Below are 26,606 nucleotides of genomic sequence, written 5' to 3' on the forward strand. Positions count from 1 at the left end.
CCGCTTTCCGGGGCATGAGCGCGCGGCCAGTAAAGAGGGGCTCAGCATGATCGAGAACACCTTCCGGCGGCGCGCCATCGCGCTGGCCGCGTCCGTCGCCTTCGCCGCATTGTCGGCCGGGGCGGCCCTGGCGTCCGGCGCCGACGGCTACCAGATCCCGCCCGCGCCCATCGCCCAGATCCTGGACGCGCCGCAGACCCCCGGCGTCAGCCTGAGCCCCGAGCGCAAGACCCTGGCCCTGCTGGGCCGCGAAAACCTGCCCTCGATCGCCGCCGTGTCCGAGCCGATCCTCCGTCTGGGCGGCTATCGCATCAATCCGCGCAGCAACGGCCCGATCGAGGCTCGCGCCGCATGGCTCAACAGCCTGGCGTTCGAGGATGTCGCCACCGGCAAGGTCAGCCCCGTCGCCCTGCCGCAGGGCGCGCGCTTCATGGACCAGCGCTGGTCGGCCGACGGCCAGAAGCTGGCCTTCGTGCTGGACGGCAAGCAAGGCCTGGAGCTGTGGGTCGCCGACCGCAAGACCGCCACGGCCCGCAAGATCGAGGGCGTACAGGTCAACGCCGCCTTCGGCTCCAGCTATGACTGGTTGCCGGGCGGGCAGACCATACTGGTCAGCGCCGTCCCGGCCGGCCGCGGCGCGGCGCCGGCCGCCGACGAGACCCCGACCGGTCCGATCGTCCAGCAGTCGGGCGGCCGCACCGCGGCGATCCGCACCTATCAGGACCTGCTGGCCTCGGAGCATGACGAGGCCCTGTTCGACTACTACTTCACCAGCCAACTGGTGCGCGTGAACCTGGCCGACGGCTCGGTGACGCCCGTGGCCGCGCCCGGCATCTATCCCGGCGTGACGCCCTCGCCGGACGGCAAGTTCATCCTGACCACCAGGCTCAAGCGCCCCTACAGCTACCTCGTCCCGGCCAGCCGCTTCCCGACCGAGATCAGCGTGCTGTCGGCCGACGGCAAGCTGGTCAAGGCGATCGCCGACCGTCCGCTGGCCGATAACCTGCCGGCCGCCTTCGACGCCGTGTCGGTGGGCCCGCGCTCGGTCTCGTGGCGCAGCGACGCGCCCGCCACCCTGGTCTGGGCCGAGGCCCAGGACGGCGGCGATCCCAAGAAGAAGGTGGCCGTCCACGACCGCGTGCTGATGTCGGCCGCGCCCTTCGCCGACGCCCCGACCACCCTGGTCGACATCGACGCCCGCTACGGCGGCATCGACTGGGGCCGCGAGGACTTCGCTCTGCTGCGCACCCGCTGGTTCGAGACCCGCAAGGAAAAGCGCATCGCTCTGGACCCGTCCAAGCCCGGGACCAGCCGCGTGATCCTCGAGCGCAACTACCAGGACAAGTACAACGACCCCGGCTCGGCGGTCAGCCGCCGCAACGCCCAGGGCGAGGAGGTCCTGCACTTCACGCCGGACGGCAAGGGCGTGTTCGTCACCGGCGCCGGCGCGACGGCCAAGGGCGAGTTCCCGTTCGTGGGCGTGATGAACCTCGCCGACGGCAAGACCACCCGCCAATGGCAGGCCGCCGCGCCTTACTATGAAGCGCCGATCGCCCTGGCCGACGAGGCCGGCAAGACGGTCATCACCCGTCGCGAGAGCAAGGACGAGGCCCCCAACTACTTCATCCGCCCGGTGAAGGGCGGCAAGCCCAAGGCCCTGACCAGCTTCCCCGACCGCGCCCCGCAGTTCGCCGGCGTGACCAAGCAGACCATCACCTACAGCCGCCCCGACGGCGTGAAGCTGTCGGGCGTGCTCTACCTGCCGGCCGGCTACGACAAGGCCAAGCAAGGTCCGTTGCCGATGCTGCTGTGGGCCTATCCCGAAGAGTTCACCGACGCTTCGGTGGCCAGCCAGACGGTGGACAGCGGCAACCGCTTCACCCGCCCGGCCGGCCTCAGCCCGCTGTTCCTGCTGACCCAGGGCTACGCGGTGCTGGACGGTCCGTCGATGCCGATCATCGGCAAGGACGGCGCTCAGCCCAACGACACCTATATCGAGCAGCTGACGGCCGACGCGAAGGCCGCCGTCGATGCGGTGGTGGCGATGGGCGTGGTCGATCGCGACAAGATCGCCGTCGGCGGCCACAGCTATGGCGCTTTCATGACCGCCAATCTGCTGGCCCACACCGACCTCTTCCGGGCCGGCATCGCGCGGTCGGGAGCCTATAACCGCACCCTGACGCCGTTCGGCTTCCAGTCGGAAGAGCGCACCTATTGGGAGGCGACGGAAACCTACACCAAGATGAGCCCGTTCACCTATGTCACCCAGATCAAGGAGCCGATCCTGCTGATCCACGGCCAGGCGGACGACAACTCCGGCACCTTCCCGATCCAGAGCGAGCGCTTCTATGCCGCCCTGAAGGGCGCCGGCGCCACGGTGCGCTATGTGGTGCTGCCCAACGAAGCCCACGGCTATCGCGCCCGGGAATCCACCATGCACACCCTCTGGGAAATGAGCACCTGGATGGACAAGTATGTGAAGAACGCGCCGCCGCGCGAGCCCAAGAAGTAAGGACTTTAGACGACGTGATCGCCTTCGAGGCCGTTTCCAAGACCTATGCTCAGGGCGGCCACGCCGCCCTGAGCGAGGTTTCGCTGTCGGTGAAGGCCGGCGAGGTGTTCGGCGTGATCGGAGCCTCGGGCGCCGGCAAGTCGACCCTGATCCGGCTGATCAACGGCCTGGAAAAGCCGACGGGCGGTCGCGTCGTGGTCGACGGCGACGACGTCGCCGCGCTCGGGGTCGAGGGGCTGCGCGACCTTCGCCGCCGGGTGGGCATGATCTTCCAGCACTTCAACCTGCTGTCGTCCAAGACCGTGGCCGATAATGTCGCCTTTCCGCTGAAGCTGGCCGGGCGACCGGCGGCCGAGGTCAAGGCGCGCACGGCCGAGCTGCTGGCGCGCGTGGGTCTGTCCGACCACGCCGCCAAGTATCCGGCGCAGCTGTCGGGCGGCCAGAAGCAGCGCGTCGGCATCGCCCGGGCCCTGGCGACGGGCCCCAAGGTGTTGCTGTGTGACGAGGCCACCAGCGCCCTTGATCCGGAAACCACCGAGCAGATCCTCGACCTCGTCTCCAATCTCAACCGGGAACTGGGCCTGACCATCGTGCTGATCACCCACGAGATGGACGTGGTCCGCCGCGTCTGTGACCGTGTGGCGGTGCTGGAGGCCGGCCGCGTGGTCGAGGAGGGCGCCGTCGAGGACGTTTTCCTGCATCCCAAGAGCGACACCGCCCGCCGCTTCGTGCGCGAGGCCGACGGCGAGCCCGCCGCCGACGCCATGCTGGCCGGCCGCGTGGTGCGTCTCACCTTCCGGGGCGAGGCCACCTACAAGCCGGTGTTGGGCGAGGTGGCCCGGGCGACCGGCGTCGACTATTCGATCCTGGGCGGGCGCATCCATCGCCTGCGCGAGACGCCCTATGGCCAGCTGACCCTGGCCCTGACCGGCGGCGACGTCGACGCGGCCATCGCCCAATTCCAGGCCTCGGGCGTGCGCGTCGATCACATCGGGGAGACCGGCCAATGAGCGTCTCCAATATCGACTGGTCCGAGATCGGCCAGGCCACGCTCGACACCCTGACCATGCTGGGCGGCTCGATGGTGCTGACCGTCATACTGGGCCTGCCGCTGGGCGTGATCCTGTTCCTGACCGGCAAGGGCCAGATGCTGGCCAACCGCGCCGCCAACGGCTTGCTGTCGCTGCTGGTCAACATCCTGCGCTCGGTGCCGTTCGTGATCCTGCTGATCGTGATGATCCCGCTGACCGTGGCCTTGGTCGGCACCTCGCTGGGCGTGGCCGGAGCCATCCCGCCGCTGGTCGTCGGCGCCGCGCCGTTCTTCGCACGTCTGGTCGAGACCGCCCTGCGCGAAGTCGACAGGGGCGTGATCGAGGCCAGCTTCGCCATGGGCGCCAAGCGCCGCCAGGTGGTGCTGGGCGCGTTGATCCCCGAGGCCATGCCCGGGATCGTCGCGGCCGCGACCGTCACGGCGGTGGCCCTGGTGTCCTACACCGCCATGGCCGGCGTGGTCGGGGCCGGCGGCCTGGGCGACCTGGCGATCCGCTTCGGCTATCAGCGCTTCCAGACCGATGTGATGGTGGTGACCGTCGTGCTGCTGCTGGTGCTGGTGCAGGTGCTGCAGATGATCGGCGACACGGTGGTGCGCCGGGTCTCGCACCGTTAGGCGTCAAGCGCCGAACGCCCCCTCCGTCACGATGCGTATCCGCATCGCGCCACCTCCCCCGTTTCACGGGGCAGGAGAATTTCCTCCTCCCTTGCGAAGCGGGGGAGGTGGCGCGGCGCCATAGGCGACGTGACGGAGGGGGCGTTCTGCGTGGGCCGCCTTGCGGGCGTCGCCATTTCTCGCCAAGTACCGCCCATGACCGACGAAACGCCCATCTTCTCCGCGCCGCCCCGCGAACACTGGGACGAGGACTTCGCCAAGGCGCTGATCGGCAAGACGCTGATGCTGGGCCTGACCTTTCTGGACGACGAGGGCGAGGTCACCGAGCGCCAGCAGTTCTTCGGCGTCGTGATCGAGGCCAACGACCAGGCGGGCATCGTGCTGGACCTGCTGGGCGAGCAGGACGGCGACATCTACACTCTGCCGCCCCAGACCTCGGTGATCATGCCCGCCCAGAAGGGCGTCACGACGCTGTCGGGCGAGACGCCGGACTTCGTCGTCAGCTGGATGATCCACGGCGCCGAGGAGCCGGCGAACGACGAGGACTAACCCTGGTCGAACGGAAACGGCAGGCGGCCGGCCTTTAACAGGATGTCGGGGTTCTCGTCATAGTCGCCCAGCTCGACGTCGGCCGTGGCCGAGAAGGCCACCACGCCTTCGCGTAGCGGGGCCAGTCGCTCGGCCTTGCGGCGGGCCTCGGCGGCGTCCTTGCAGCCGATCTGCTGCTCGGCCTTCAAGCCCTTGCCGCGACCGGCGATGTAGGCTTGCACAATGTAGACGGTTTCCTTGGCCATCCCCACCCAGGCGACCTGTTCGGAGGCGGGGTCAAGCGATGCTTAGGCCGCGACCTGGCCGTCATAGGCCGCGCGCGCGTCGCGGATCGCCGCGTGGTTGGCCTCGGCCCAGGCGACCAGCACCGCCAGCGGCTCCAGAAAGCCGACCCCCATCGCCGACAGCCGATACTCGACGCTGGGCGGCTGGGTCGGAAACACCTGGCGTTCGATGAGGCCTTCGCGCTGCAGGTCGCGCAGGGTCTGGGTCAGCATGCGCTGACTGATGTCGGGCACGGCGCGCTTGATGGCGTTGAACCGCTGCGGTCCCGAGGCCAGCACGGTGATCAGCAGGGTGCTCCACTTGTCGCCCAGATGGTCGATGACGTCGCGCACCGGGCAGACGCCATCGTCGGGGCGCTGGCCCCGCCATTGCGCGAGCCCATCGAGCATCTCTTGAACGGCCATGGGACGGTTCCCTTTTCCATACCTTGTCCCTGAAAACTGCCTCCTTCACGGAGCCGGGACGCTTTCATAAATAGTCCTGGTCTCATTTCGAGACCAGGAATTTTCCCATGAGCTTCTCCTCCTCCAAGCTTCTCGTGACCGGCGCCGGCGGCCAGCTGGGCCGGCGTGTCGTCGAGCTGCTGCTCGAGGCCGGCGCGACCGACGTCGTGGCGACCACCCGCGATCCGGCCAAGCTGGCCGACCTGGCCGCGCGCGGCGTCGACGTCCGCAAGGCCGACTTCGACGACCCCGCCTCGTTGCAAGCCGCGTTCGCCGGCGTCGAGCGCCTGCTGCTGATCAGCACCGACAGCCTGGGCGCGCCCGGCCATCGCATCGCCCAGCACCGCGCGGCCGTGGCCGCCGCCGTCGCGGCCGGCGTCAAGTCCATCGCCTACACCTCGGCCCCCGCGCCGGTTCCCCAGGCCGAGGGCGGCGTTCTGGACGATCACTTCTGGACCGAGCAGGCGGTCTTCGCCTCGGGCCTGGACTTCACGATCCTGCGCCACAACCTCTATGCCGAGACCATCCTGATGGGCGCGGGCCAGGCGGTCGCCAGCGGCCAGCTGTTCAGCGCCACCGAAGGCAAGGGCCGCACCTATGTCACCCGCGAGGACTGCGCCCGCGTCGACGCCGCCGCCCTGCTGACCGCCGAGGGCCAGCAGATCCTCGATGTCAATGGCGTGGAGGCGATCACCCAGGACCAGCTGGCCGCTTTGCTGGCCGAGCTCTCGGGCCGTCCCGTGACCCATATCGGCCTGTCGGCTGAGCAGCTGCGCGGCGGCCTGATCGCCGCCGGCCTGCCGCCGTTCGTGGCCGGGCTGCTGGTCGATTTCGACGTCCAGGCCGCTCAGGGCCACCACGCGGTGTTCACGCCGACGGTCAAGGCGCTGACCGGCCGTGAGCCGAGCTCGGTGCGCGACTTCCTGGCGGCCAACAAGGCGGCGCTCGGCTAGTTTGATGTTGTCATCCCGGACGGTCCGAAGGGCCGATCCGGGACCACGGCAGGCGCCGGCGCTCGCGGTGGTCCCGGCTCTTCGGCCGGGATGACAGCTGACAATGCCCCCCGATCAGGAAATCTGATTTCATAAGGCGATCGAAAACGGGCAAAACCCTACTCGATTTATCGCCTTATGGAGCCGTTCATGGTCGCTCGTCGCGCCTTCGTCGCCCTCAGCCTCGCCGCCTTGACGCTCGCCGCCTGTGGCCAGAAGCCCGCCGCTTCGTCGAGCGCCTCCGACACCCTGACCGTGGCGGCCACCGCCATCCCGCACGCCGAGGTGCTGGAGTTCATCAAGCCGAAGCTGGCCGCCGACGGGCTGAAGATCGACATCAAGGTCTTCAACGACTACGTCCAGCCCAACACCCAGGTGGCGGAAAAGCACATCGACGTCAGCTATTTCGAGACGCTGCCGTACCTGGAGACCTTCAACAAGGACAAGGGCACCCACCTGGTGCCGATCAAGGGTGTGCACATCGAGCCGATGGGCCTCTATTCGGCCAAGCTCAAGTCGGTGGCCGAGATCCCGCAAGGCGCGACCATCGCCATCCCCAACGACGCCAGCACCGAGGGCCGCGCCCTGCTGCTTCTGTCGCGCAACGGCGTGATCGGCCTGAAGGATCCGGCCAACGCCCTGTCCAGCCTCAAGGACATCGTCGACAACCCCAAGGGCCTGAAGTTCAAGGAACTGGAAGGCGCCACCCTGCCGCGCGTGCTGAACCAGGTTGACCTGGCGATCATCAACACCAACTACGCCCTGGACGCCAAGCTGAACCCGACCAAGGACGCGCTGCTGATCGAAGACAGCAAGAGCCCCTATGTGAACTATCTGGTCGGCCGCCTGGACAACAAGGACGACCCCCGCGTGAAGAAGCTGGCGGCGGCGCTGACCACGCCCGAGGTCAAGGCCTTCATGGAGAAGAAGTACGAAGGCGCGGTGGTCCCGGCGTTCTGATCCTGAAGGCCCTCCCCCTGAAGGGGGAGGATTGGCGGCGGTGACATTTCACCCTACCTTCCACGCCCAACCTCACGGAGCCGCAGGTCCTTGCCACCCGCCCAAGACACGCGTTCGCGGATGCTGGTGCTCGATGTCTGCAGCTCGTCGGGGCTGGAGGACTGGTCGCCCGATCTGCAGAAGGCCAAGGTCTATGAGCGCATCCTGCTGGACCTGATCCTGGGCGAGCTGGCGCCTGGCGCGCGGCTGGACGAGCAGTCGCTGGCGGCGCGCTACGAGGCGGGTCTGGCCGGCGTCCGAGACGCCCTGGGGCGGCTGGCGCTGGAGGGACTGGTCATCCGCCGCGCGCGCTCCGGCACCCTGGTCGCGCCGCTGGATCTCGTGGAGCTGCGCCAGGGCTACGAGGCCCGCGCCCTGATCGAACCCCATTGCGCGGGCCTGGCCGCCAAGCATGCCAGCAAGGCGGAGGCCCAGGCGATCTTCGACGCCTTTGAGGGCGGCGAGCAGGCGGCCAAGGAACGTGACCTGCCTTTGCTGGTGGCCATGGACCAGCGCTTCCACGCCGCCGTCGCCCGCGCCAGCCAGAACCTGGCCCTGGCCCGCATCTTGATCCCGCTGCAGCACAAGGCCGCCCGCTTCTGGGTGTTCTCGTTCGGCGGCGCCACCGAGGCCGAGCTGCTGGCCGACATCGAGCAGCATCGCGACGTGGCCCGGGTGATCGCCAGCGGCGACGTCGAGGGCTCGCGCGCCGCCATGATGCGCGTGCTGAACGTGACGCCAGAGGCCGTGCAGCGGCCGACGGTCGAGGCGCACTGATCCAGATCAACTGATGTCGCCAATGGTGAGGCTTTCAAGTCACAGTCACATCGCAATCTAAACTGAAATGTCAGAGTGCATTTTGACGAACGCCGCGTCATCCCCAAATGGTGGAGCGTCGCTGCTCGGACCCTTCCTCCACGCCGGGCGACGTCGGGGTCTTTGCGCATGTCGCTTCGCTACGCCTTGCTGTCCGCCAGCATCCTGGCCCTCACGGCCTCGACCGCCGTTCGCGCGGAGGAGCAGGTCGCCGATCAGGTCGACGCGGTACTGGTCCTGGCGCGGGACAAGGCGGGCCTGCTGGAGAAGCAGCCGTCCAACACCGTCTTCGGGATCGACAAGCCGCTGATCGAGACGCCGCGCTCGGCCAGCCTGGTCAGCGACGTGACGCTGGAGCGCTTCGGCATCGAGACTCTGGACGGCATCTCGGCGGTCTCGCCCGGAACCCACACCGCCAGCTTCTATGGCGTGCCCGGCGCGCTCAATATTCGCGGCACCCTGGCCGAGAACTATTTCCGCGGCTTCAAGCGCGTCGAGAACCGGGGGACCTATTCGACCCCGATCGGCGGCGCGGCCCGGATCGAGATCCTGCGCGGCCCGCCGACGCCGGTGTATGGCGCGGGCAAGGTCGGGGGGCTGGTCAACTTCATCCCCAAATCGGCGCGCGACGAGGGCCGCTTCCTGGCCGAACCGGAAGGGCAAGTCACCGCCACCTTCGGCAGCTACAACAAGAAGCTGGTCACGGGTCAGTTCGGCGCGCCGGTCAGCCTGGGCGCGGCCGAGGGCGGCGTCTACGTCTACGGTGAGGTCGAGGACAGCCACAGCTACTACCGGGGTATCTATCCGCGACACCAGACGCTGGAGCTGTCGGCCGATTTCGACCTGGGCAATGGCTGGAGCACGGCCTTCGGCGGCATGGCCTTCCACTCCGACGGCGACGTCCAGACGCCCGGCTGGAACCGCCTGACCCAGGACCTGATCGACAATCGCACCTACATCACGGGCCGCGACACCACGCTGAAGGACACGGACGGCAATGGCCGCCTGACGCCGAACGAGATCGGCTTCTACCCCTATGCCAGCGCGCTCTATATCCCGTATTACGGCTTCCCAAGCAGCGATGCCGTCCACGCCCTGGACACCGGCGTCGGCACGACAAAGCTCAATCGCCACACGGTCTATATCAGCCCGGCCGACTTCTCGAAGACCACCACCGGCACGCTCTATTTCGACCTCGCCAAGGACCTGGGCGGCGACCGGACGCTGAAGCTGCAGCTGTTCCGCGACACCCAGGACAACGAGCGCTTCGTCTCCTACGGCTATCCCTCGGCGGTCGACGCCAAGGTGTCGGAAGCGCGGATCACCCTGGCCCTGCCGACCACCGTCGGCGCGGTCAGCGCCAAGACCCTGGTCGGCGCCTCGCACCGCCGGTTCGAGGGGCGTCGCCGCGAGAGCTACAACAGCGGCCTGATCGCCATCGACCGTCGTGACATCGCCTTTGGCGCGACGGCCACCGACACCATCGACAGCCCGTTCACCGACGAGACCGGCAATGTCGGTGTGCAGTGGGAGAACGACAACCGCTCCAAGTGGAGCCAGTCGGGATTGTTCTTCACCTCCGACATCGAGGCCGGGCGCTGGAACCTGATCCTGGGCGGCCGCTACGATCACTATGAGGTGGAAAGCCAGGACACCGGCTTCCTCAGCTACACCATCGCCGGCAAGCAGGCCGACGATCGCAACAAGGCCACCTACAATGCCAGCCTGACCTACAAGGCGGCCTTCGGGCTGATGCCCTACATCAGCTACGCCAAGGCCTCGGCCCTGGAGATGAGCCAGGCCGGCGACATCGCCCCGTCGCTGGTGGCCGACGGCTCGTGGCTGTCCAATTCCGATCTCGCCGAGACCGGCGTGAAGTTCCAACTGCTTGAGGGCACGCTGGTCGGCTCGCTGGCCGCCTATCGCCAGAACCGCACCCAGCTGACCAATACCTCGCCGCCCACCGTGCAGGGCACGCGCGCCAAGGGCGTTGAGCTGGAGGTCCGCTGGCTGGCCAGCGAGCAGCTCAGCTTCACCTTCACCGGCAACAGCCAGCGCACCACGATCAAGGGTCCGGACGCCTCGTTCCAATATATCCCGGCTTATACGGCGGGCGTGGCCGGCGCGAACGCCTATGGCGGCTCGTACGTGGTCTGGAGTTTCGCGGGGCTGCCGGGACGAGGCGGAGACTATTCGTACACCCTGATCCCCAAGTCGGTGCTCAGTCTGTACGGCGCCTACACCAGCAAGGGCTATGACTGGGGCCAGGCGGGCGCGACGCTAGGCGTCAGCCACGTCAGCCGCACCGCCGGTACGGTCCAGAACGCCGTCCACTATCCCGCCTATTCGGTGGTCAACGGCTCGGCCTATGTGACGCGCGGGCCTTACACGGCCGAGCTCAACGTCGATAATCTGTTCGACAAGTTCTATTTCACCCCCGACGCCGACACCTATGCCAATCTGGGCGCGCTGCCCGGCAAGGGCCGCGAATGGCGCGTGACCCTCAAGCGGACGTTCTGATGATCCTGGTTGATCTTCTCCTCCCCCGTGAAACGGGGGAGGAGGACCGCGAAGCGGTGGAGGGGGCGTCCGACGCCCGACGCCCCCTCCGTCACGGCGCGTATTCGCACCGCGCCACCTCCCCCGTTTCACTGGGGAGGAGGTCTTGATCGACGTTCGTCGCATCCTGCTGCTGGCCGGCTTCAGCCTGCTGCTGTTCCTGATCACCGCCGCCACCTACGGGTCGCTGGGCGTGGTGCTGCCGGCGATGATCGGTGAGCTGAACTGGAGCTTCGAGAAGGCGTTCCTGGGCTTTTCGGTGCTGGGGGTCTTCACCGGCGCCTCGTCGTGGCTGCCGGCCATCCTGATCCGCAGGATCGGCGTGCGCGGGACCCTGCTGCTAGGCTCGCTGGTGCTGGGCGCGGGGCTGCTGGGCTTCGCGGGCTCCGAAAGCATCGCCCGCTACTATGCCGGCGCGGCGCTGTGCGGGATCGGCTTCCAGATGGCGGCCCTGATCCCCGGCACGCACGTCCTGTCGGCCCTCTATCGCAAGCGCGCCCTGCCGTTCGGCGTCTACTTCACCTTCGGTTCGCTGGGCGGGGCGGCGGGGCCGTGGATGGTGCTGTCGATCATGGGGGCGACCCACGACAGCTGGCGCACCTACTGGTTGGTCCAGGCCGTGTTGGCCTGCCTGGTCGGCCTGGTCTGCGCGGCGATGGTCGGCGGCTCCAAGTGGCTGGCCGAAGCCGCTCATGAGGTCGACATCGAGGTCGAGGAAGAGGCCCGCGCCGCGCCCGCCGACGCGCGCGTCTATCGCACCTCGCACGAGTGGACGGTGAAGGCGGCGCTGCGCACCCCGCAGTTCTACGTGCTGGTGGCGGCCTATTTCACCCATCTGCTGACCGGAGTGACGGTGGCCAGCCTGTCGGTGACCCACCTAACCGAGATCGGCGTGGCGGCCGGCGTCGCCTCGGTGGCCGCCGCCGCCATCGCCGCCAAGATGCTGAGCCTGGAATCGCTGATGCAGACCCTGGCCCGGCTGGGCGGCGGCTTTCTCGGCGACCGGATCGATCCCAAGTGGCTGCTGGTCGGCGCCCAGGCCATGCTGGTGGCGGGCCTTCTGGCCCTGGCCTCGGCGACCTCCGCACCGCTGATGCTGCTCTACGCCATCGGCACTGGCGTCGGTTTCGGCCTGACCGTGCTGGCCGTCACCGTGCTGCTGCTGAACTACTATGGCCGGCGCAGCAATCTGGAGCTCTTCTCCCTGACCTGTCTGGTCGGGGCCGTGTCGGCCGCTGGGCCGTTCATCGGCGGAGCGATGCGCGACCGGCTGGGCGGTTTCGCGCCGACCTTCCAGCTGTTCGCGGCGATCATCGCGGTGGTGTTCGTCGCCGCACTGTTCATGAAGCCGCCCAAGCCGCCCGCCAACATGATCGATGTTCCGGAATAGATAGCCGGTTCAGCCGCGAACAGTTCGCATGCTACGACAGGGCATGGCTTCCAATCATAAGGACTTCGGCGTCTTCCTGCCGGTCGGCAACGGCGGCTGGATCGTGTCCGACAGCACGCCGCGCCTCGACGGTCTGTATCCGCAGAACCGCGCCGCCGCCGTGCTGGCTGACGAGATCGGCCTGGATTTCATCATGTCGATGGCCAAGTTCCGCGGCTTCGGCGGGCAGACCGACCACTGGGGCACGGTGCTCGAGTCGGTGACCCTGATGGCCGCCTTGGCCGAGGCCACCCAGCGCGTGAAGATCTGGGCCACGCTGCACCCTCTGCTGCAGAACCCGGCGGTGGCCGCCAAGATGATCGCCACCTTGGACCACATCAGCGGCGGCCGCGCGGGCCTCAACATCGTGGCCGGGGCCTATCGCGAGGAATTCGCCCAGATGAGCGCCTGGGACGAGGCGCTCGATCACGACGCCCGCTACGCCTTGGCCGAGGAATGGACCCACGTGGTCAAGCGGCTGTGGAAGGAGGAGCGGGTCGATCATCACGGCCGGTTCTTCGACCTGACCGACTGCCAGTCCGATCCCAAGCCCCTGTCGCGGCCACGGCCCGACCTGATCTGCGCGGGAAGCTCCGAGCGCGGCTTCGCCTTCGCGGTGGCCGAGGCCGACGCCTGCTTCATCGGTGGCGCGACCACCGAAGATCGCCGCGCCGCCAGCCGGCGCGCCAAGTCGATGGCCCAGGGCCTGGGCAAGTCGATCCGCACCTATGCGATGTGCACGGTGATCCACGCGGAAACCGATGCGGCCGCCGGCGCGTTGGCGCAGAGCTATGCCGACGGGGTTGATCTGGACGCGGTCCGGGCCATGTTGCGAAGCTGGGGCGCGCCCGCCGATCGGCTGGACGCGGCCGTCGAAAAGCAGGGGGCGTTCATGACCGAGACGGTGATCGGATCCCCCGCGACCTGCGGCGACAAGATCGCGGCCTTCGTCGAGGACTGCGAGCTGGACGGCCTGATGCTGATCTTCCCGGACTATGTCGCGGGCCTGACCATGTTCGGCGAGGCGATCCTGCCGGACCTGCGGAGACGGTTCGCATGACGCCCGTCCCGCTCTCGCCCGACTGGATCGCGCCGGGGCGGACGGCCTTGGTGATCGTCGACATGCAGGTCGACTTCGCCGCCCAGGAGGGCGTGATCGGTCAGATGGGCGTCGACATGTCGGGCCTGGCGCCCGCGCTGGAGGCGGCCGAACGCCTGGCCCAGGCGGCGCGCACGGCCGGAGCCCCGGTGATCTTCGTGGGCCTGTTCACCGCGCCCGACACCGACTCGCCGGCCTGGCGCGAGCGCATGGCGCGGCGCGGCGGCGATCCGGACGTCGAAAGCGACCTGTGCCGGGCCGGGCAGGCGGGCTCGGACTTCTACGGGCCCAAACCGCAGCCAGGCGAGGCGGTGATCGAGAAGACCCGTTACAGCGCCTTCGTCGGCACCGACTTGCAGGAACGCCTGCGGGCCCAGGGCGTCGACACCCTGGTGCTGTGCGGCCTGACCACCGAGTGCTGCGTCGACTGCACAGCGCGCGACGCCTTCCACGCCGACTTCCACGTCTTCGTGCCGGTCGACGCCTGCGCGGCCTACGAGGCTGATGTGCACGAAGCGGCGCTGAAGATCATGGGCCTGAACTTCGCCATCCTGACCGACACGGATGCAGTGGTCGCGGCTTGGGCGCGCTGAGCGGCCATAGAAAAAGCCGCCCCGGTTTCCCGGAGCGGCTGATCCCTTGCGTCGGTGAGGACGCGGTGCGGTCTTAGAACGCGGCCTTCAGGCTGACGGCGACGCGGTCGCCGTAGATCTTGCCGTAGCCGTGCTCGTCGGTGTCCGAGTAGCGCAGGTCAACGCCCAGGTTGCCGGTGATCGCGTAGGTCGCGCCGATGTTCCAGGTGTTGTAGTCGCCGTAGTTCTTGATTTCCTGGTGGCCGACAGCGGCGCTCAGGGAGAGCTTCTCAGCAACCGGAACGGCGCCGTTCAGCTCGTAGTAGAACGCGTCGCCGCCCTTGCCCGGGAATTCCGGCGAGTAGTAGGCCGACACGCCCAGGGTGGCCGGACCGAAGGCGCGCGAAGCAGCGCCCTTCAGTTCGAAGTAGCCGTACTGGCCGGGGGTCAGGCCCTTGTCGTCGACGTAACCGTAATAGATGACGCCGAGGTCGAGGTTGGTGCCGCCGACGACCGGCTTCACGCCGGCGTACAGGTCGATTTCAGCGGTGGGGTCATCGGCGCCGAAGTCGACGTTCGAGGCCCAAACGCCGGCGTAGCCGATGCCGTAGGTCGCATCGATGCCGCCGAAGATTTGCGGATCTTCCTGGGTTTGGCTCACGCCGCGGAACACGTAGTCGCTGGCGACGCCAACGTTGTACGAGAGCTTCAGCTCTTCAGCCATGGCGGCGCCGCTCAGGGCGACGGTGGCGGCGGCGGCGGCCAGCGAGATCTTCATGAGGTTCATCTGTGGTATCCCCTTGTCTGTGTCGTTGTATCGGGGCGAACCCCGACAATCGACGGCGCCTGCAAGCGCACTTTGCCGACGGCCGATTAGCCGTTGACCACCCCGTAGTTGCAATCAAGGTCGGCAAAGCGCCAGTCTGAACAGTGTTCTTCGACTAAAGTTTGGGCGTAGTGTGACGAATTTGCTTCAGATGGAGCGATCGAAGCCACACTCGTTTTCTTGGTCTTTTTAACCTTTACCCGTGGCTTCAGCGCATCGACAGGCTGGCCCCTCCCAGGTGCAAACCGCCGTCCACCAGCAGGGTTTCGCCGGTCACGTGGCGTGACGCTGGGGAAGCCAAAAACACAGCTGCGCCAGCGACATCCTCGGCGGTGGAGGCCACCTTCAGCGGCGTCGCGGCCATCGCGCCGGCCCGCAGCCGGTCGACCCGTTCGGCGTCCATCGCCTTGCCGAACCAGGGGGTGTCGATGAAGCCGGGGCAGATCGCGTTAACCCTGATGCGTGGCGCCAGAGCCCGGGCCAGCGAAAGGGTCATGGTGGTCATCGCGCCCTTCGACGCGGCGTAGGGAATCGACGATCCGTTGCCGACCACCCCGGCGATCGAGCTGGTGTTGACCACGGCGCCGGGCTGCGGCGCGGCCTCCAGCAGCGACCGCGCCGCCCGGGTCATCTGGAACGCGCCGACCACGTTGACGCCGTACAGCCGCAGGAAATCCTCGGCGTCCACCGCGTCGAGGTCGGCGTGGTTGGGCGCAAACTTGGTCACGCCGGCGTTGTTGAACAGGGCGTCGATTCGGCCCGAGGCGGCGGCGGCCTGCGCGATCGCCCGGCAGTCGGCGTCCTTCGCGACATCACCCTTGGCCAGCACCGCCTTGGCGCCCTCGGCCTCGATAAGGCGAGCCGTCTCCTCGGCGTCGGTGGCGTTGCTGGCGAAGTTGACGACCACCAAGCCGGCCCCACGCCGGGCGGTCTCGAGGGCGATGGCCCGGCCAAGGCCCGTGGAGGCGCCGGTGACCACCACCGTGAAGCCGTCGAAATCCCGTCCGCTCATGCCGTTCCTCCCGCGTTCGAACACGTGTTGGGTCGGTTGTAGCGGCAGCGCGCCGCCTTGTCTCGCGGGCGAGACGGGCCTAAATCCCGCCGATGACAGACCTCAACGTCACCCAACTCGGCCGCATGGTCGATGCGCCGGCCAGCCCCGAAGCGGCGGTCCTGGAGCGTGTGCCCAACCCGCAGTCCGACGTGCTCTACCTGACGCGCTTCGTGGCCCCGGAATTCACCTCGCTGTGCCCGGTCACCGGCCAGCCGGACTTCGCGCACCTGGTCATCGACTACGCGCCGCGCGACTGGCTGATCGAGAGCAAGTCGCTGAAGCTCTATCTGACCAGCTTCCGCAACCACGGCTCGTTCCATGAGGACTGCACGGTCAAGGTGGCCCGCAAGATCGTCGAGATCGCCGACCCGCACTGGCTGCGCATCGGCGGCTACTGGTATCCGCGCGGCGGCATCCCGATCGACGTGTTCTGGCAGACCGGCGTCGCGCCGGACGGCCTGTGGGTGCCCGACCAGGGCGTCCCGTCCTATCGCGGCCGGGGCTAGGCTTTCGCCCTGCTAGCTCTTTGAGAGCCGGCGGCGGTTGGCGCGAACCTTCTTGCGCAGGTGCGTGAGGGAGCGCCCCGCCACCGCCGTCGGATTGGAGCCCAACTGACCGGTCATGGCCAGGATCGGCAGGGTCATGGCCGCGGTCATCTTCTCGCCGACCATCAGGTTGATCTCGGTCTGGGCGGCGGTTCCGCCCGCCGCGATCTTCAGCGTGCGCATCCCGATCACGGACGACGCCTCCAGGCCCATCGCCCAAGCGTCCCAGGCCATGCCGGTCCAGGGGTTTCTGCGTCGCGTCATGTTGGTGTCCTCGGGTTAGACTCGACAACGCGCGAAACGGGCGCAAGGCTCGGAATGACGGAGAAACTAGGTCGGCGTCCATTCCGTCGTGATCTCCGCCACGTCGGGGCGCACGCGCTCCTGCGGCTGCTCGGCGGTGGTGCCAAGATAGAGATAGCCGGCCACCTGCTCGCCGACGTGCAGGCCCAGGATTTCCAGGGCGCGCGGGTCGTAGGAATACCAGTCGGTGATCCAGTTGGCGCCCCAGCCCAGGGCCGCCGCGCCCAGCAGCATCTGCATGCACACCGCCGAGGCGCTCTGGCGCTGCTCCCACTCGGGGATTTCGCCGGGGACATAGCGCGAGATCACCGCCACGCAGACCGGCGGGCGGGTCAGCTTGCGCAGGGCGGCGTTGGCCTTGACCGGGTTGGCCTGGTCGGCGGCCAGGGCGGTGATCTTCTCGGCGAAGGCGTCCTTGGCCGCGCCGCGCAGGATCACGAACCGCCAGGGCGCCAGCTTGCCATGGTCAGGCACGCGGGCGGCCAGACGCAGCAGTTCGGCCAGTTGCACGTCGTCGGGACCGGGCGCGGTCAAGGCCATCGCCGAGGCCGAGCGGCGCTTGGCCAGGAAGGCGACGACCTCGGGCGAAGCTTCGACGGGGAGGGTCTCGCCGAACGCCGGCGCGGGGGGAACGGAACCGGTCAAGACGATCTCCACAAAGCGTTGTAAGGGCAGACACCTATGGCCGTGCGTCGGCCTCTACAAGTCGCGAGCGCCCATGTCCGACAAACCCGCCTGGCTTAAACCGCATGGAACGCCGTGGAGCGTGCGCTCACAGAAGGTGGTCTACGACAATCCCTGGATCACGGTGACCGAGTACCAGGCCACCGCCCCGACGGGCCGGCCGGCGCTGTATGGCAAGGTCGGCTTCAAGAACCAGGCGATCGGCATCGTGCCCCTGCACGAGGACGGCACGGTCACCCTGGTCGGCCAAAACCGCTTCTCCCTGGCCAACTACAGCTGGGAGCTGCCCGAGGGCGGCGCGCCCCTGGCCGAGGATCCGCTGGACGGCGCCAAGCGCGAACTGGCCGAGGAGGTGGGGCTGCAGGCATCCGACTGGCGGTCAATCCTGAGAATGGAGCTCTCCAACTCGGTCACCGACGAGATCTGCCACGGCTTCCTCGCCATGGGCCTGACGCCCACGGAAACCGCGCCGGACGACACCGAGGACCTCGCCGTGGCCCGCGTGCCGTTCTCCGAAGCGCTCGACGCGGCCGTCGCCGGGCACATGCCGGACTCATTGACGGTGGCGTTACTGCTTCGAGTGCACCATATGGCGGTCAGGGGAGAGCTTCCGAACGATCTGGCCCGTCTCGTGTTAGGATAGACGAGACCGGCGAGAGGCTTGGGCCGCTCCCGACGCACTGGTGCGTCCTCAAAAAGGATGCTCTAAGCGCCGAGTGGATCGCGTGGGAAAGGGAGAGCCCTGTGGCCAAACGTCTGGAAGTCGTCACCGAGCAGTCGACGCCGCCCGTCTGGGCCGCGCTGCGCAATCAGGCCGAACACGCCGCCAAGGCCGAGCCGGCCTTGGCCTCGTTGCTGAACGCCGTCATCCTCAGCCATGACAATCTCGCCGACGCCCTGACCTTCCAATTGGCGCGCAAGCTGGGCGACCAGGAAATGCGGGCGATGACGGCGCGCGAGTTCGCTGCCGACGCCTTCGCCTCCGACCCGGCCCTTATCCTGGCCGCCGAGGCCGACCTGCGGGCGGTGTTCGAGCGCGACCCGGCCTGCAAGGGCTATGTCCAGCCTTTCCTGTTCTTCAAGGGCTTCCTGGCGCTGCAGACCCACCGGGTGTCGCACTGGCTGTGGAACCAGGGCCGCGAGACCCTGGCCTTCCACCTGCAAAGCCGCACCAGCGAGATCTTCCAGGTTGACATCAATCCTGCCGCACGCATCGGCTCGGGCGTGTTCATCGACCATGGCACCGGCATCGTCATCGGCGAGACCGCGGTGGTCGGCGACGACGTCTCGATGCTGCACGGTGTGACCCTGGGCGGCACCGGCGCCGATCGCGGCGACCGTCACCCCAAGATCGGCAAGGGCGTCCTGCTGGGCGCGGGCGCCAAGGTGCTGGGCAACATCACCATCGGCGACTACGCCAAGGTGGCGTCCGGCTCGGTGGTGCTCAAGCCCGTGCCGCCGCACTGCACGGCCGCCGGCGTCCCGGCCCGCATCGTCAACTGCCCCACGTGCGAAGAGCCCGCCCGGACCATGGACCACACCCTGGCCGAGGCCGTGTACGACTACGTGATCTGAGTGCAGTTGGGTTTCCTGAAAGGCCTCGCCCTCGCGGTCCTGCTAGCCGCGACCGCCTGCGCGCCGGCCCAGGCCGAAAAGGCGCGCCAGTACGGCTATACGGTCGTGAAGGCCTATCCGCACGACACAGGGGCCTTCACCGAGGGCCTCTTCTGGCGCGACGGCTTCCTCTATGAGAGCACCGGCCTGGAGGGCAATTCCTCGATCCGCAAGGTGACGCTGGAGACCGGCGTGCCCGAGCAGGAACGCATGATCGACAGCCGCTATTTCGGCGAAGGGATCATCGACTGGAAGGGCAGGCTGATCGAGCTGACCTGGAAGGACCAGGTGGGCTTCATCTACGATATCGCCAGCTTCGAACGGATCGGCGAGTTCAGCTACGTCGGCGAGGGCTGGGCCCTGACCCGCGACGACAGCCGCATCATCATGAGCGACGGCACTGCGGCCCTTCGGTTCCTGGATCCGGAAACCCTGAAGGAGACCGGTCGCGTGCAGGTCACCGACGACGGCAAGCCTGTGGATAACATCAACGAACTGGAGTTCGTGAAGGGCGAGGTCTTCGCCAATATCTGGCAGACCGACCGCATCGTGCGCATCGACCCGAAGACGGGGAAGGTCACCGGCTGGATCGACCTGGCAGGTTTGCTCAGCGACGCCGATCGCGCCTCCGGCCGCGTCGATGTGCTGAACGGCATCGCCTACGATGCGGCGACGGATCGCCTGTTCGTCACCGGCAAGTTCTGGCCCAAGCTGTTCGAGATCAAGCTGGTTCCCAAGCCGCACTAGCGGCAGGCGACCAGTTGGGCCGTCTCGATATGAGCGGTGCTCACGGTTCGGCTTTCCTTGGCCACGACGCCGTAGGCGACTGCGCTCCATATGACGGCGAGCGCAAAAAGCTGGGCGGGGGTGATGCGTTGTGGAGGCATGCCCGTCTTATCGCTCGGTTGAATCCGTCGCGATAACGACTTATCCGTCGGGCTTCTGTGAGGTTTCGTCACATGGCTCGCCGCGCCCTGCCGTCGCTCAACGCCCTGCGCGCCTTCGAGGCCTTCGCGCGGCACGGACGCATGACCCTGGCGGCCGACGAGCTGTGCGTCACCCACGGCGCCATCAGCCGCCAGATCCGCCAGCTGGAAGACCAGCTGGGCGTTCCCCTGACCGAGGGGCCGCGCTCGCGTCTGCGGATGACCGAGGCCGGCCTGAACCTGGCCCAGGCCCTGTCGCCGGCCTTCGACCAGATCGAGGCCGCCGTGCCCCGTCCGCCGCACGCAGGGCCGCGCCCGCTGGTGATCTCCTGCTTGCCGACCTTCGCGATGAAGTGGCTGATCCCCCGCCTGCCGCGTTTCCAGACCGCTCATCCCGACATTCCCGTGCGGGTGATGGAGTCCAACGGCCCCTTCGACTACCAGGCCGACGGGATCGACCTTGCGATCCGCATGCGGGCTCTCGGCAAGGCCTATCCCGAGGACTCGGTCGAGACGCCGTTCATGGACCACTTCCATGGCCCGGTGATGTCGCCCGAGCTGGCGGCGGGCGTCGAGCCCACCCTGGCCTGGATCGGCGCCCTGCCGCGCCTGCATACCCGGACCTTCCTGGAGAGCTGGTCGGACTGGGCCCGCAAACTGCCCGAACCCCTGCCCGAACCGGTCAGTCAGCAGGAATTCGACCACTATTTCTACCTGATCGAAGCCGCCGCCGCCGGCCTGGGCGTGGCGGTCGGGCCCTGGGCCTTCGTGCAACGGGACCTGGCCAGCGGCCGGCTCGTGGCGCCGCTGGGTTTCGTGGCCGGCGACGCCTCGGTCGTGGCCCTGACGCCGCCAGACCACGTCAATCCGGCCGCCTTGCTCTTCCGCGACTGGCTGGTTGAGGAGGGAAAGTCCACACCCGCGCCGCCGACTTCCCCGGCAAGTTGGCCGGAACGGCTTGCGACTCTCGACTAGGACGCTAGGTTCGCCCCGATACGCGCCACGGCGCTCAACGAGAAAACAGGAGCTCCCCGTGGACGCTGCATCCATCGAAAAGATCGAAAAGCACCTGAAGCGCACCTTCGGCAACCCGCACATCGCCGTGAAGGCGCGCCCGAAGCAGAAGGACTCCGCCGAGGTCGAAGTGGCCGGCGAATTCATCGGCGTCGTCTTTCAGGACGAGGACGAGGACGGCTCGTTCATGTTCGAGATGGCGATCCTGGCCGAAGACCTCGACTAGGTTTCGATTGAAAAAATGACCACTTTGACTACTCTAGTCAAAGTGGTCATTTCTGATCGGAGGCTGTCATGCCCGATGGAACGTGGAGCTTGGCGGAAGCCAAGGCCAAATTCAGCGAACTGGTCGAGCGCGCCCGCACCGAGGGGCCGCAGCATCTGACCAAGAACGGCAAGGATGCTGCCGTCATGCTGTCAGCCGAAGAATACGAGCGTCTGAAGGCCGCCAGAGAGGATCAGAGCCCCGGCTTCAGCGAGGCTCTGTTCGATCCCTCGATCCGAGGCCTACTCACCAATGAGGAGGCCGACGAGCTTTTCGCGCGGGACAAGGATGTGGTTGGACGGCCTGTCGACCTTTGACCTATCTGCTCGACACCAACGCTATCAGCGAACCCACCAAGGATCGCCCAAACGCCTCGGCACTGGCCTGGCTGGAGGCATGTCCATCAAACCAGTCGTATCTGAGCGCGATCAGCATCGCGGAGATTAGCTACGGTATCGAGCGCCTCGCGCACGGACGCCGAGCCGACAGACTGACGCGTTGGCGCGACAGGCTGATAATAACCTTGGGTCCACGCCTGCTGCCGGTCGACGCCGAGGTTGCTTTGACCCAGGCTCGCATTCGTCGCGCATCTGAGAACGCCCGACGTACCATCCCCATTATGGACGCCTTCCTCGCGGCCACCGCAGAGGTCCACGGCCTGACGCTGGTCACGCGCAATGTCCGCGACTTCGAGGCCTGGGGCGGCCCGGTGTTCAATCCCTGGGACGACTAGGCCAGCGCCGCCGTCCGCACCGTCCGCCGGATCATCAGCGACGCCACCCCCGCGATGAGGCCGGCCGAGCCGGCGATGATGAAGGCCTCCATATACTGGCCTTGGCTGGCGCGGATGATCCCCGCGCCGATGGCGGCCGTGGCCGCGCCCACCTGGTGGCCGGCGGCGATCCAGCCGAAGACAATCGGGCCGTCGCGCTCGCCGAAGGCCTCGGTGGCCAGGCGGACGGTGGGCGGCACGGTGGCGATCCAGTCCAGCCCGTAGAACACCGCAAAGGCCGACAGGCTGACGATCGAGAAGTCCGAGAACGGCAAGTAGATCAGCGAGAGCCCGCGCAGAACGTAGTAGACGAACAGGAGCTTGCGGCTGTCGTAACGGTCGGTCAGCCAGCCCGACAGGGTGGTGCCGACCAGGTCGAACAGCCCCATCATGGCCAGCAGGCCGGCGGCGCGCACCTCGGGCAGGCCGCGGTCGCCGCAGAAGGCGATCATGTGCACGCCGATCAGGCCGTTGGTGGTCAGGCCGCAGATGAAGAAGCCCAGGAACAGCAGCCAGAAGGTCCGGGTCTTGGCGGCGCGGCCCAGGGCCTGGAAGGCGTAGGTCAGGGCGTTGCCGGCCGAGGTCTGGGCCGGCGGCTGGTAGTCGTCCGGCGCGCCATAGGGCAGGTGGCCGATGTCGGCGGGGCGCTCGGGGATCAGCAGCCACACGACCGGGGCCAGCACCGCGCAGACGGCGGCCACGGTCAGGACGACGGCCTTCCAGCTGGCGTGCTCGGCGATCAGGGCCATGCCGGGCAGGAAGATCAGCGAGCCGGTGGCGGTGCTGGCGGTCAGCAGGCCCAGCATCAGGCCGCGCCGCGCCACAAACCAGCGATTGACCACCGTCGCGCCCAGCACCATGGCCACCGCGCCGCTGCCGAACCCGGCCATCACGCCCCAGGTGGCCATGTACTGCCAGGGCGCGGTCATCAGCGACGACAGGCCGGTCGAGATCGCCATCAGCAGCAGGGCCAAGGTCACCGTCCGCCGTACGCCGAACGAAGTCATCAGGGCCGCAGCAAAGGGACCGGTGAGGCCGTAGAGGAAGATCCCCACCGCCGCCGCCGCCGAGATCGAGGCGCGGTCCCAGCCGAACGCCTTCTCCAGCGGCAGGATCAGCACGCCCGGCGCGGCTCGGAGGCCAGCGGCCGACAAGAGCGCCAGGAAAATAGCGCCGGCCACCACGAAGGCGTAGTTCTGGCCGAAGGGACGGCGGCTTGCATTTGGCATGTCGGGTCTCGATGTAACCGATCGGTACGGGTCTTGATCGGCTTAATACGTACCGGTAAGTAACATCGTCAAGAGCCATGACCGAAGCCGACGCTAAAAACCTCCTGACGGGGCCCTATGGTCCCGGCCCCCGCGCCGCCGAGCGGATCTTCGAGACCGCGCGCGAGCTGTTCTATCGCGAGGGCATCCGCGCCGTGGGCGTGGACGAGATCGTCACCAAGGCCGGCGTCACCAAGCCCAGCCTCTATCGCACCTACAAGTCCAAGGACGAGCTGGTGGCGGCCGTGCTGCGCGAGGTCGAGATCGGGTTCTGGGACCGGTTCGAAGCCGCCGAAACCCTGCATCCGAACGATCCGAAGGCGCAGATGGTGGCCTATTTCGAAGGCCTCGCCGCCCGGTCTGGCGGCGGCGACTATCGCGGCTGCAATCTCAGCAACGCCGTCGTCGAATATCCCGACCGCCAGCACGCCGGCCGCCAGGTGGCGCAGGCCCATAAGCAGTTGCTGAGGGACCGCCTGCGCGCCAAGGCCGTGGAGATGGGCGCGTCCGATCCCGACAGCCTGGGCGACGCCATGATGCTGCTGATCGAGGGCGTGTTCACCTCCAGCCAGATGTTCGACGGCGACGACAAGCCGGCGCGGGCGGCGGTGGGGGCGGTTAAGGCGTTGATCGCCGCCTATTGTCCCGCTTGAATGGCGGCATGAGCGCTCACATCCTCGACCGGGCCGTTTGGGCCACGCTGAACGGCCGTCAGGGTCATCTGGCCGTCCGCAGGGGCGGGGCGGTGCGGATGCATCCGGACTACGGCCTGTTCGCCGGCGCCGTGGATCATTCCGCCCAAGCGCTGGCCGATCTCGGTGAACTGGTGCGCGAGATGGGAACGGTCGGCCTCGTGGAGCTGACCGAACCGCCGCCGGTCCCGGGGACCGAGGTGGCGTCCAGCGCGCTCTGCCTGCAGATGGTGGCGGAGACGGTCGCCCCGGCCTGGGACGTGGCGTTTGAGATGCTGTCGCTGACCGACGCCGACGCGGCCGAGATGCTGGCCCTGGCCACCCTGACCAAGCCGGGGCCGTTCTTCACCCGAACCCATCAGCTGGGCAGCTTCATCGGCGTGCGGGTCGATGGCCAGCTGGTGGCCATGGCCGGCGAGCGGATGCGGCCCGACGGCTTCACCGAGGCCAGCGGCGTCTGCGTGCATCCCGACCACCGCGGCAAGGGCTACGCCGCGCGGCTGCTGCGCGAGGTGACGGCCAAGATCCTGGCGCGCGGCGAGAAGGTGTTCCTGCACAGCTACGCCGACAACGCCACGGCCATCGGCCTCTACGAGTCGCTGGGCTATCGCGGCCGCAGCAAAGTGATCTTCACGATCCTTAAGCTCGCCTGACGGCCAAGAAAAACCCCGGAGGACGGGCTGTCCTCCGGGGCTGTTCCTGTCGAAGCCGCTGAACCGTTAGGCCTCGGCGGTCTTCTTCGCCGCGCCGCGCGCCCAGTTATAGAGGCCGAACACCACGATCGCCGCGGCGATCAGGGCCAGGATCATGCCGACGTGCTCCGAAGGCGCGAAGGGCACGGCCAGGGGCTCGCCCTTGTTGGTGGCGACGATCAGACCGGCCAGGGCGACGTTGAACAGGCTCTCGCCGACGATGAAGCCCGAGGCCACCAGCACGCCCAGGCGCTTTGCCGCCTCGGCGGTTTTGTCCTTGGCCACGAGCTTGTCGTAGATCCAGCCGGCCAGGGCGCCGACCACCACGGGGGCGGTGACGGCGCTGGGCAAGTAGATGGCAAGGCCCACGCCCAGGGGCGGCAGGCTCAGGCGACCGGCGCTGGACTTGCGCAGGACGGCGTCGACGATCACCAAGGCGATGCCGATCAGGGCGCCCACGCCCAGCAGGCTCCAGTTCAGGTCACCGCCCAGCACGCCCTTGGCCAGGGTCGAGATCAGGGTCGCCTGGGGCGCGGCCAGCGGGTCGTTGGAGATGGCGTCCAGGTTCGGCGCGCCGGCGAAGCCATTGGAGCGGTTCAGCAACTCCAGCACGAACGGGATGACGATGGCGCCGGCGATGACGCCGATCACCAGGGCCACCTGCTGCTTCCACGGCGTGGCGTCGACCAGCTGGCCGGTCTTCAGGTCCTGCAGGTTGTCGTTGGCGACCACGGCCACGGCCAGGACGACGGTGGTGACATAGAGGGCGAAGGCGACCAGGGCCTTGGTGACGTCCGGGCCGATCACGCCGCGCGCGGCCGCGCCGACCATCAGCGAGGCGCCCAGCACGGTCAGGATGGCGATGCCCGAGACGGGGCTGTTGGACGAGCCGATCAGGCCGGCCATGTAGCCGCAGACCGCGGCGGCCAGCAGGCCGGCCACCAGCACATAGCCGACGCCGATGGCGACCAGCGGGGCGGTCAGGCCGGCGATCGGCCCGCCCACCAGGAACTCGGCCAGGAACCAGCCGGCCGGGGCCAGCAGTAGCAGGGAGATCAGGCCGACCAGGCCGATCGGGATGTCCTGCTCCGAACGGGGAATAATCGCGCCGTCGACCTTGCGGGCCTTGCCGGCGTCCAGGGACGAGATCAGGCCGCTCCAGATCGGACCGGCCAGCTTGCCCAGCGTCCAGATGGCGGCGGCGCCGATGACGCCGGCCCCCATGAAGCGGACTTCGGTCTTCCAGACGGTGAGGGCGTGGGTGGCGGCGTCCGCGCCGGGGATCTGGTGGATGCTGGTCATGATCGGCACCAGCACGCCCCAGGCGATGGCCAGGCCGGCGAACATGGCGACGCCGACGGTGATGCCCATCAGGTGGCCCGCGCCCATCAGGGCCAGCGAGCTGGAGGCGCCCAGGCCGGTCGCGCCGGCCCCGGCCTTGAAGTAGCCCGCAACCTCGGCGGCGAAGATCTTTGCCGCCGCGAGAGCGCCGAAGGCGGCCGAGGCGATGGTGCCCAGGGTCACGGCCACCAGGCCCGCCTTGCCCTCGGCCTGGCCTTCACGCGAACCGGTGCCGACCTTCAGCACCTCGGCGGCGGCGACGCCTTCGGGGTAGGGCAGGTCGGAGTTGGTCACCAGGGCCCGGCGCAGGGGGATGGTGTACATCACGCCCAGGATGCCGCCGACCGCGCAGGCGCCGAAGGTGGGCAGGAACGGAATGTGCGCCCACCAGCCGATCATCAGCAGGCCCGGCAGCACGAAGATCACCGACGACAGCGTCCCCGCCGCCGAGGCGATGGTCTGGACGATGTTGTTTTCCTGGATGGTCGCCGTCTTGAAGGCCCGCAGCAGCGCCATCGAGATGACGGCCGCCGGGATCGAGGTGGCGAAGGTCAGGCCCACCTTCAGGCCCAGATAGACCTGGGCGGCGGTGAAGACGAGGGTGATCGCGATCCCGAGCAGAACACCCCTGAAGGTGAACTCCGAACGTGGAGCGGCGGCGGAATCGGCCATGAAGCGGTCCTGAAAAT

The 26,606-nt window shown here is 68.0% G+C and carries 29 protein-coding genes and 3 pseudogenes; 23 read left to right on the top strand and 9 right to left on the bottom strand.

Annotated features, from left to right (window positions below):
• Nucleotides 1–46: 46 nt before the first annotated feature.
• The 5 genes and pseudogenes from AC1RUS_RS22280 (at nucleotide 47) to AC1RUS_RS22300 (ending at nucleotide 4,727) form a co-directional block, all read left to right on the top strand.
• Nucleotides 47–2,512: a S9 family peptidase gene (locus tag AC1RUS_RS22280; protein WP_492918810.1), complete on the top strand. Its 2,466-nt coding sequence runs from the start codon at nucleotides 47–49 to the stop codon at nucleotides 2,510–2,512.
• Between the two features lie 14 nt (nucleotides 2,513–2,526).
• Nucleotides 2,527–3,522, top strand: a complete 996-nt coding sequence (locus tag AC1RUS_RS22285) for a methionine ABC transporter ATP-binding protein (protein WP_492918811.1) — start codon at nucleotides 2,527–2,529, stop codon at nucleotides 3,520–3,522.
• Nucleotides 3,519–4,178: a methionine ABC transporter permease gene (locus AC1RUS_RS22290; protein WP_492918812.1), complete on the top strand. Its 660-nt coding sequence runs from the start codon at nucleotides 3,519–3,521 to the stop codon at nucleotides 4,176–4,178. The genes AC1RUS_RS22285 and AC1RUS_RS22290 overlap by 4 nt, the downstream gene beginning before the upstream one ends.
• A 6-nt stretch (nucleotides 4,179–4,184) precedes the next feature.
• Nucleotides 4,185–4,297 (top strand): annotated as a pseudogene (locus AC1RUS_RS22295) (hypothetical protein); the annotation flags it as partial.
• A 76-nt stretch (nucleotides 4,298–4,373) separates the two neighbouring features.
• Complete coding sequence (locus AC1RUS_RS22300) at nucleotides 4,374–4,727, top strand: hypothetical protein (RefSeq protein WP_492918813.1); 354 nt, start codon at nucleotides 4,374–4,376, stop codon at nucleotides 4,725–4,727.
• Here the strand turns inward: AC1RUS_RS22300 and AC1RUS_RS22305 are convergent.
• Together AC1RUS_RS22305 and AC1RUS_RS22310 are read right to left on the bottom strand one after the other, a co-directional pair.
• Entirely contained in the window at nucleotides 4,724–4,972 is a 249-nt protein-coding gene (locus AC1RUS_RS22305; protein WP_492918814.1) for a hypothetical protein, read from the bottom strand. The genes AC1RUS_RS22300 and AC1RUS_RS22305 overlap by 4 nt on opposite strands.
• Nucleotides 4,973–5,014: 42 nt before the next feature.
• Nucleotides 5,015–5,416, bottom strand: coding sequence for a winged helix-turn-helix transcriptional regulator (locus tag AC1RUS_RS22310; protein WP_492918815.1), 402 nt, complete (start codon nucleotides 5,414–5,416; stop codon nucleotides 5,015–5,017).
• A gap of 107 nt (nucleotides 5,417–5,523) precedes the next feature.
• Between AC1RUS_RS22310 and AC1RUS_RS22315 the strand changes: the two genes are divergently transcribed.
• From AC1RUS_RS22315 to AC1RUS_RS22350, 8 genes and pseudogenes are all read left to right on the top strand, one after another.
• Complete coding sequence (locus AC1RUS_RS22315; protein ID WP_492918816.1) at nucleotides 5,524–6,408, top strand: NAD(P)H-binding protein; 885 nt, start codon at nucleotides 5,524–5,526, stop codon at nucleotides 6,406–6,408.
• A 177-nt stretch (nucleotides 6,409–6,585) separates the two neighbouring features.
• A complete protein-coding gene (locus tag AC1RUS_RS22320) occupies nucleotides 6,586–7,407 on the top strand; it encodes a MetQ/NlpA family ABC transporter substrate-binding protein (protein WP_492918817.1) in 822 nt (273 codons plus the stop codon).
• A gap of 120 nt (nucleotides 7,408–7,527) precedes the next feature.
• Nucleotides 7,528–8,223, top strand: a complete 696-nt coding sequence (locus AC1RUS_RS22325) for a GntR family transcriptional regulator (RefSeq protein ID WP_492918868.1) — start codon at nucleotides 7,528–7,530, stop codon at nucleotides 8,221–8,223.
• Nucleotides 8,224–8,391: 168 nt separating this feature from the next.
• A complete protein-coding gene (locus AC1RUS_RS22330; RefSeq protein ID WP_492918818.1) occupies nucleotides 8,392–10,782 on the top strand; it encodes a TonB-dependent siderophore receptor in 2,391 nt (796 codons plus the stop codon).
• Nucleotides 10,782–10,913 (top strand): annotated as a pseudogene (locus AC1RUS_RS22335) (hypothetical protein); the annotation flags it as partial. The gene AC1RUS_RS22330 and the pseudogene AC1RUS_RS22335, both read left to right, overlap by 1 nt.
• An 8-nt stretch (nucleotides 10,914–10,921) precedes the next feature.
• Nucleotides 10,922–12,211, top strand: a pseudogene (locus tag AC1RUS_RS22340) (MFS transporter); the annotation flags it as partial.
• Between the two features lie 43 nt (nucleotides 12,212–12,254).
• The gene (locus tag AC1RUS_RS22345) at nucleotides 12,255–13,310 is read left to right on the top strand and encodes an LLM class flavin-dependent oxidoreductase (RefSeq protein WP_492918819.1); all 1,056 of its coding nucleotides are present in this window, start codon (nucleotides 12,255–12,257) and stop codon (nucleotides 13,308–13,310) included.
• Nucleotides 13,307–13,942, top strand: a complete 636-nt coding sequence (locus AC1RUS_RS22350; RefSeq protein WP_492918820.1) for a cysteine hydrolase family protein — start codon at nucleotides 13,307–13,309, stop codon at nucleotides 13,940–13,942. Before AC1RUS_RS22345 ends, AC1RUS_RS22350 begins: the two co-directional genes overlap by 4 nt.
• Before the next feature lie 73 nt (nucleotides 13,943–14,015).
• Here the strand turns inward: AC1RUS_RS22350 and AC1RUS_RS22355 are convergent, their stop codons facing one another.
• Both AC1RUS_RS22355 and AC1RUS_RS22360 read right to left on the bottom strand, forming a co-directional pair.
• The gene (locus AC1RUS_RS22355) at nucleotides 14,016–14,708 is read right to left on the bottom strand and encodes a TorF family putative porin (RefSeq protein ID WP_492918821.1); all 693 of its coding nucleotides are present in this window, start codon (nucleotides 14,706–14,708) and stop codon (nucleotides 14,016–14,018) included.
• A gap of 247 nt (nucleotides 14,709–14,955) precedes the next feature.
• Nucleotides 14,956–15,759 carry an SDR family NAD(P)-dependent oxidoreductase gene (locus AC1RUS_RS22360; protein ID WP_492918822.1) on the bottom strand — a complete coding sequence of 268 codons (804 nt, stop codon included), beginning with the start codon at nucleotides 15,757–15,759 and terminating at the stop codon, nucleotides 14,956–14,958.
• 92 nt (nucleotides 15,760–15,851) lie between these two features.
• On the opposite strand from AC1RUS_RS22360, the gene queF reads away from it, so the two are divergent.
• Nucleotides 15,852–16,307, top strand: a complete 456-nt coding sequence (queF, locus tag AC1RUS_RS22365; RefSeq protein ID WP_492918823.1) for a preQ(1) synthase — start codon at nucleotides 15,852–15,854, stop codon at nucleotides 16,305–16,307.
• A gap of 12 nt (nucleotides 16,308–16,319) precedes the next feature.
• Here the strand turns inward: queF and AC1RUS_RS22370 are convergent, their stop codons facing one another.
• Entirely contained in the window at nucleotides 16,320–16,610 is a 291-nt protein-coding gene (locus tag AC1RUS_RS22370) for a hypothetical protein (protein WP_492918824.1), read from the bottom strand.
• Nucleotides 16,611–16,676: 66 nt separating this feature from the next.
• Nucleotides 16,677–17,294: a nitroreductase family protein gene (locus AC1RUS_RS22375; RefSeq protein WP_492918825.1), complete on the bottom strand. Its 618-nt coding sequence runs from the start codon at nucleotides 17,292–17,294 to the stop codon at nucleotides 16,677–16,679.
• A gap of 73 nt (nucleotides 17,295–17,367) precedes the next feature.
• Between AC1RUS_RS22375 and AC1RUS_RS22380 the strand changes: the two genes are divergently transcribed.
• The 3 genes from AC1RUS_RS22380 to AC1RUS_RS22390 all read left to right on the top strand — a co-directional run bounded on the left by AC1RUS_RS22380 (nucleotide 17,368) and on the right by AC1RUS_RS22390 (nucleotide 19,694).
• On the top strand, nucleotides 17,368–17,976 hold the full coding sequence (locus AC1RUS_RS22380) for an NUDIX domain-containing protein (RefSeq protein ID WP_492918826.1): 609 nt from the start codon (nucleotides 17,368–17,370) through the stop codon (nucleotides 17,974–17,976).
• 101 nt (nucleotides 17,977–18,077) lie between these two features.
• Nucleotides 18,078–18,908 (top strand): serine O-acetyltransferase, encoded by an 831-nt coding sequence (cysE, locus tag AC1RUS_RS22385; protein ID WP_492918827.1) that lies wholly within the window; start codon nucleotides 18,078–18,080, stop codon nucleotides 18,906–18,908.
• Nucleotides 18,909–18,914: 6 nt separating this feature from the next.
• On the top strand, nucleotides 18,915–19,694 hold the full coding sequence (locus AC1RUS_RS22390; protein ID WP_492918828.1) for a glutaminyl-peptide cyclotransferase: 780 nt from the start codon (nucleotides 18,915–18,917) through the stop codon (nucleotides 19,692–19,694).
• On the opposite strand, the gene AC1RUS_RS22395 is transcribed toward AC1RUS_RS22390, so the two are convergent.
• Nucleotides 19,691–19,834: a hypothetical protein gene (locus AC1RUS_RS22395; RefSeq protein WP_492918829.1), complete on the bottom strand. Its 144-nt coding sequence runs from the start codon at nucleotides 19,832–19,834 to the stop codon at nucleotides 19,691–19,693. The two genes, AC1RUS_RS22390 and AC1RUS_RS22395, sit on opposite strands and share 4 nt — an antisense overlap.
• Nucleotides 19,835–19,906: 72 nt before the next feature.
• On the opposite strand from AC1RUS_RS22395, the gene AC1RUS_RS22400 reads away from it, so the two are divergent.
• From AC1RUS_RS22400 to AC1RUS_RS22415, 4 genes are all read left to right on the top strand, one after another.
• Nucleotides 19,907–20,848, top strand: coding sequence for a LysR substrate-binding domain-containing protein (locus AC1RUS_RS22400; protein WP_492918830.1), 942 nt, complete (start codon nucleotides 19,907–19,909; stop codon nucleotides 20,846–20,848).
• A gap of 58 nt (nucleotides 20,849–20,906) precedes the next feature.
• A complete protein-coding gene (locus AC1RUS_RS22405) occupies nucleotides 20,907–21,113 on the top strand; it encodes a DUF3126 family protein (RefSeq protein WP_062144725.1) in 207 nt (68 codons plus the stop codon).
• 89 nt (nucleotides 21,114–21,202) lie between these two features.
• Nucleotides 21,203–21,469 (top strand): type II toxin-antitoxin system Phd/YefM family antitoxin, encoded by a 267-nt coding sequence (locus AC1RUS_RS22410; RefSeq protein ID WP_492918831.1) that lies wholly within the window; start codon nucleotides 21,203–21,205, stop codon nucleotides 21,467–21,469.
• Nucleotides 21,466–21,885 (top strand): type II toxin-antitoxin system VapC family toxin, encoded by a 420-nt coding sequence (locus AC1RUS_RS22415; RefSeq protein ID WP_492918832.1) that lies wholly within the window; start codon nucleotides 21,466–21,468, stop codon nucleotides 21,883–21,885. Before AC1RUS_RS22410 ends, AC1RUS_RS22415 begins: the two co-directional genes overlap by 4 nt.
• Here the strand turns inward: AC1RUS_RS22415 and AC1RUS_RS22420 are convergent.
• Nucleotides 21,882–23,153, bottom strand: coding sequence for an MFS transporter (locus AC1RUS_RS22420; RefSeq protein ID WP_492918833.1), 1,272 nt, complete (start codon nucleotides 23,151–23,153; stop codon nucleotides 21,882–21,884). The two genes, AC1RUS_RS22415 and AC1RUS_RS22420, sit on opposite strands and share 4 nt — an antisense overlap.
• 77 nt (nucleotides 23,154–23,230) lie before the next feature.
• Here AC1RUS_RS22420 and AC1RUS_RS22425 point away from each other — a divergent pair, with 77 nt between their 5' ends.
• On the top strand, nucleotides 23,231–23,845 hold the full coding sequence (locus AC1RUS_RS22425; protein ID WP_492918834.1) for a TetR/AcrR family transcriptional regulator: 615 nt from the start codon (nucleotides 23,231–23,233) through the stop codon (nucleotides 23,843–23,845).
• A gap of 8 nt (nucleotides 23,846–23,853) precedes the next feature.
• A complete protein-coding gene (locus AC1RUS_RS22430) occupies nucleotides 23,854–24,537 on the top strand; it encodes a GNAT family N-acetyltransferase (protein ID WP_492918835.1) in 684 nt (227 codons plus the stop codon).
• A gap of 66 nt (nucleotides 24,538–24,603) precedes the next feature.
• On the opposite strand, the gene AC1RUS_RS22435 is transcribed toward AC1RUS_RS22430, so the two are convergent.
• Entirely contained in the window at nucleotides 24,604–26,589 is a 1,986-nt protein-coding gene (locus tag AC1RUS_RS22435) for an OPT family oligopeptide transporter (protein WP_492918836.1), read from the bottom strand.
• Nucleotides 26,590–26,606 lie beyond the last annotated feature (17 nt).

This window comes from Caulobacter sp. GW821-FHT10F06, from assembly GCF_058809215.1.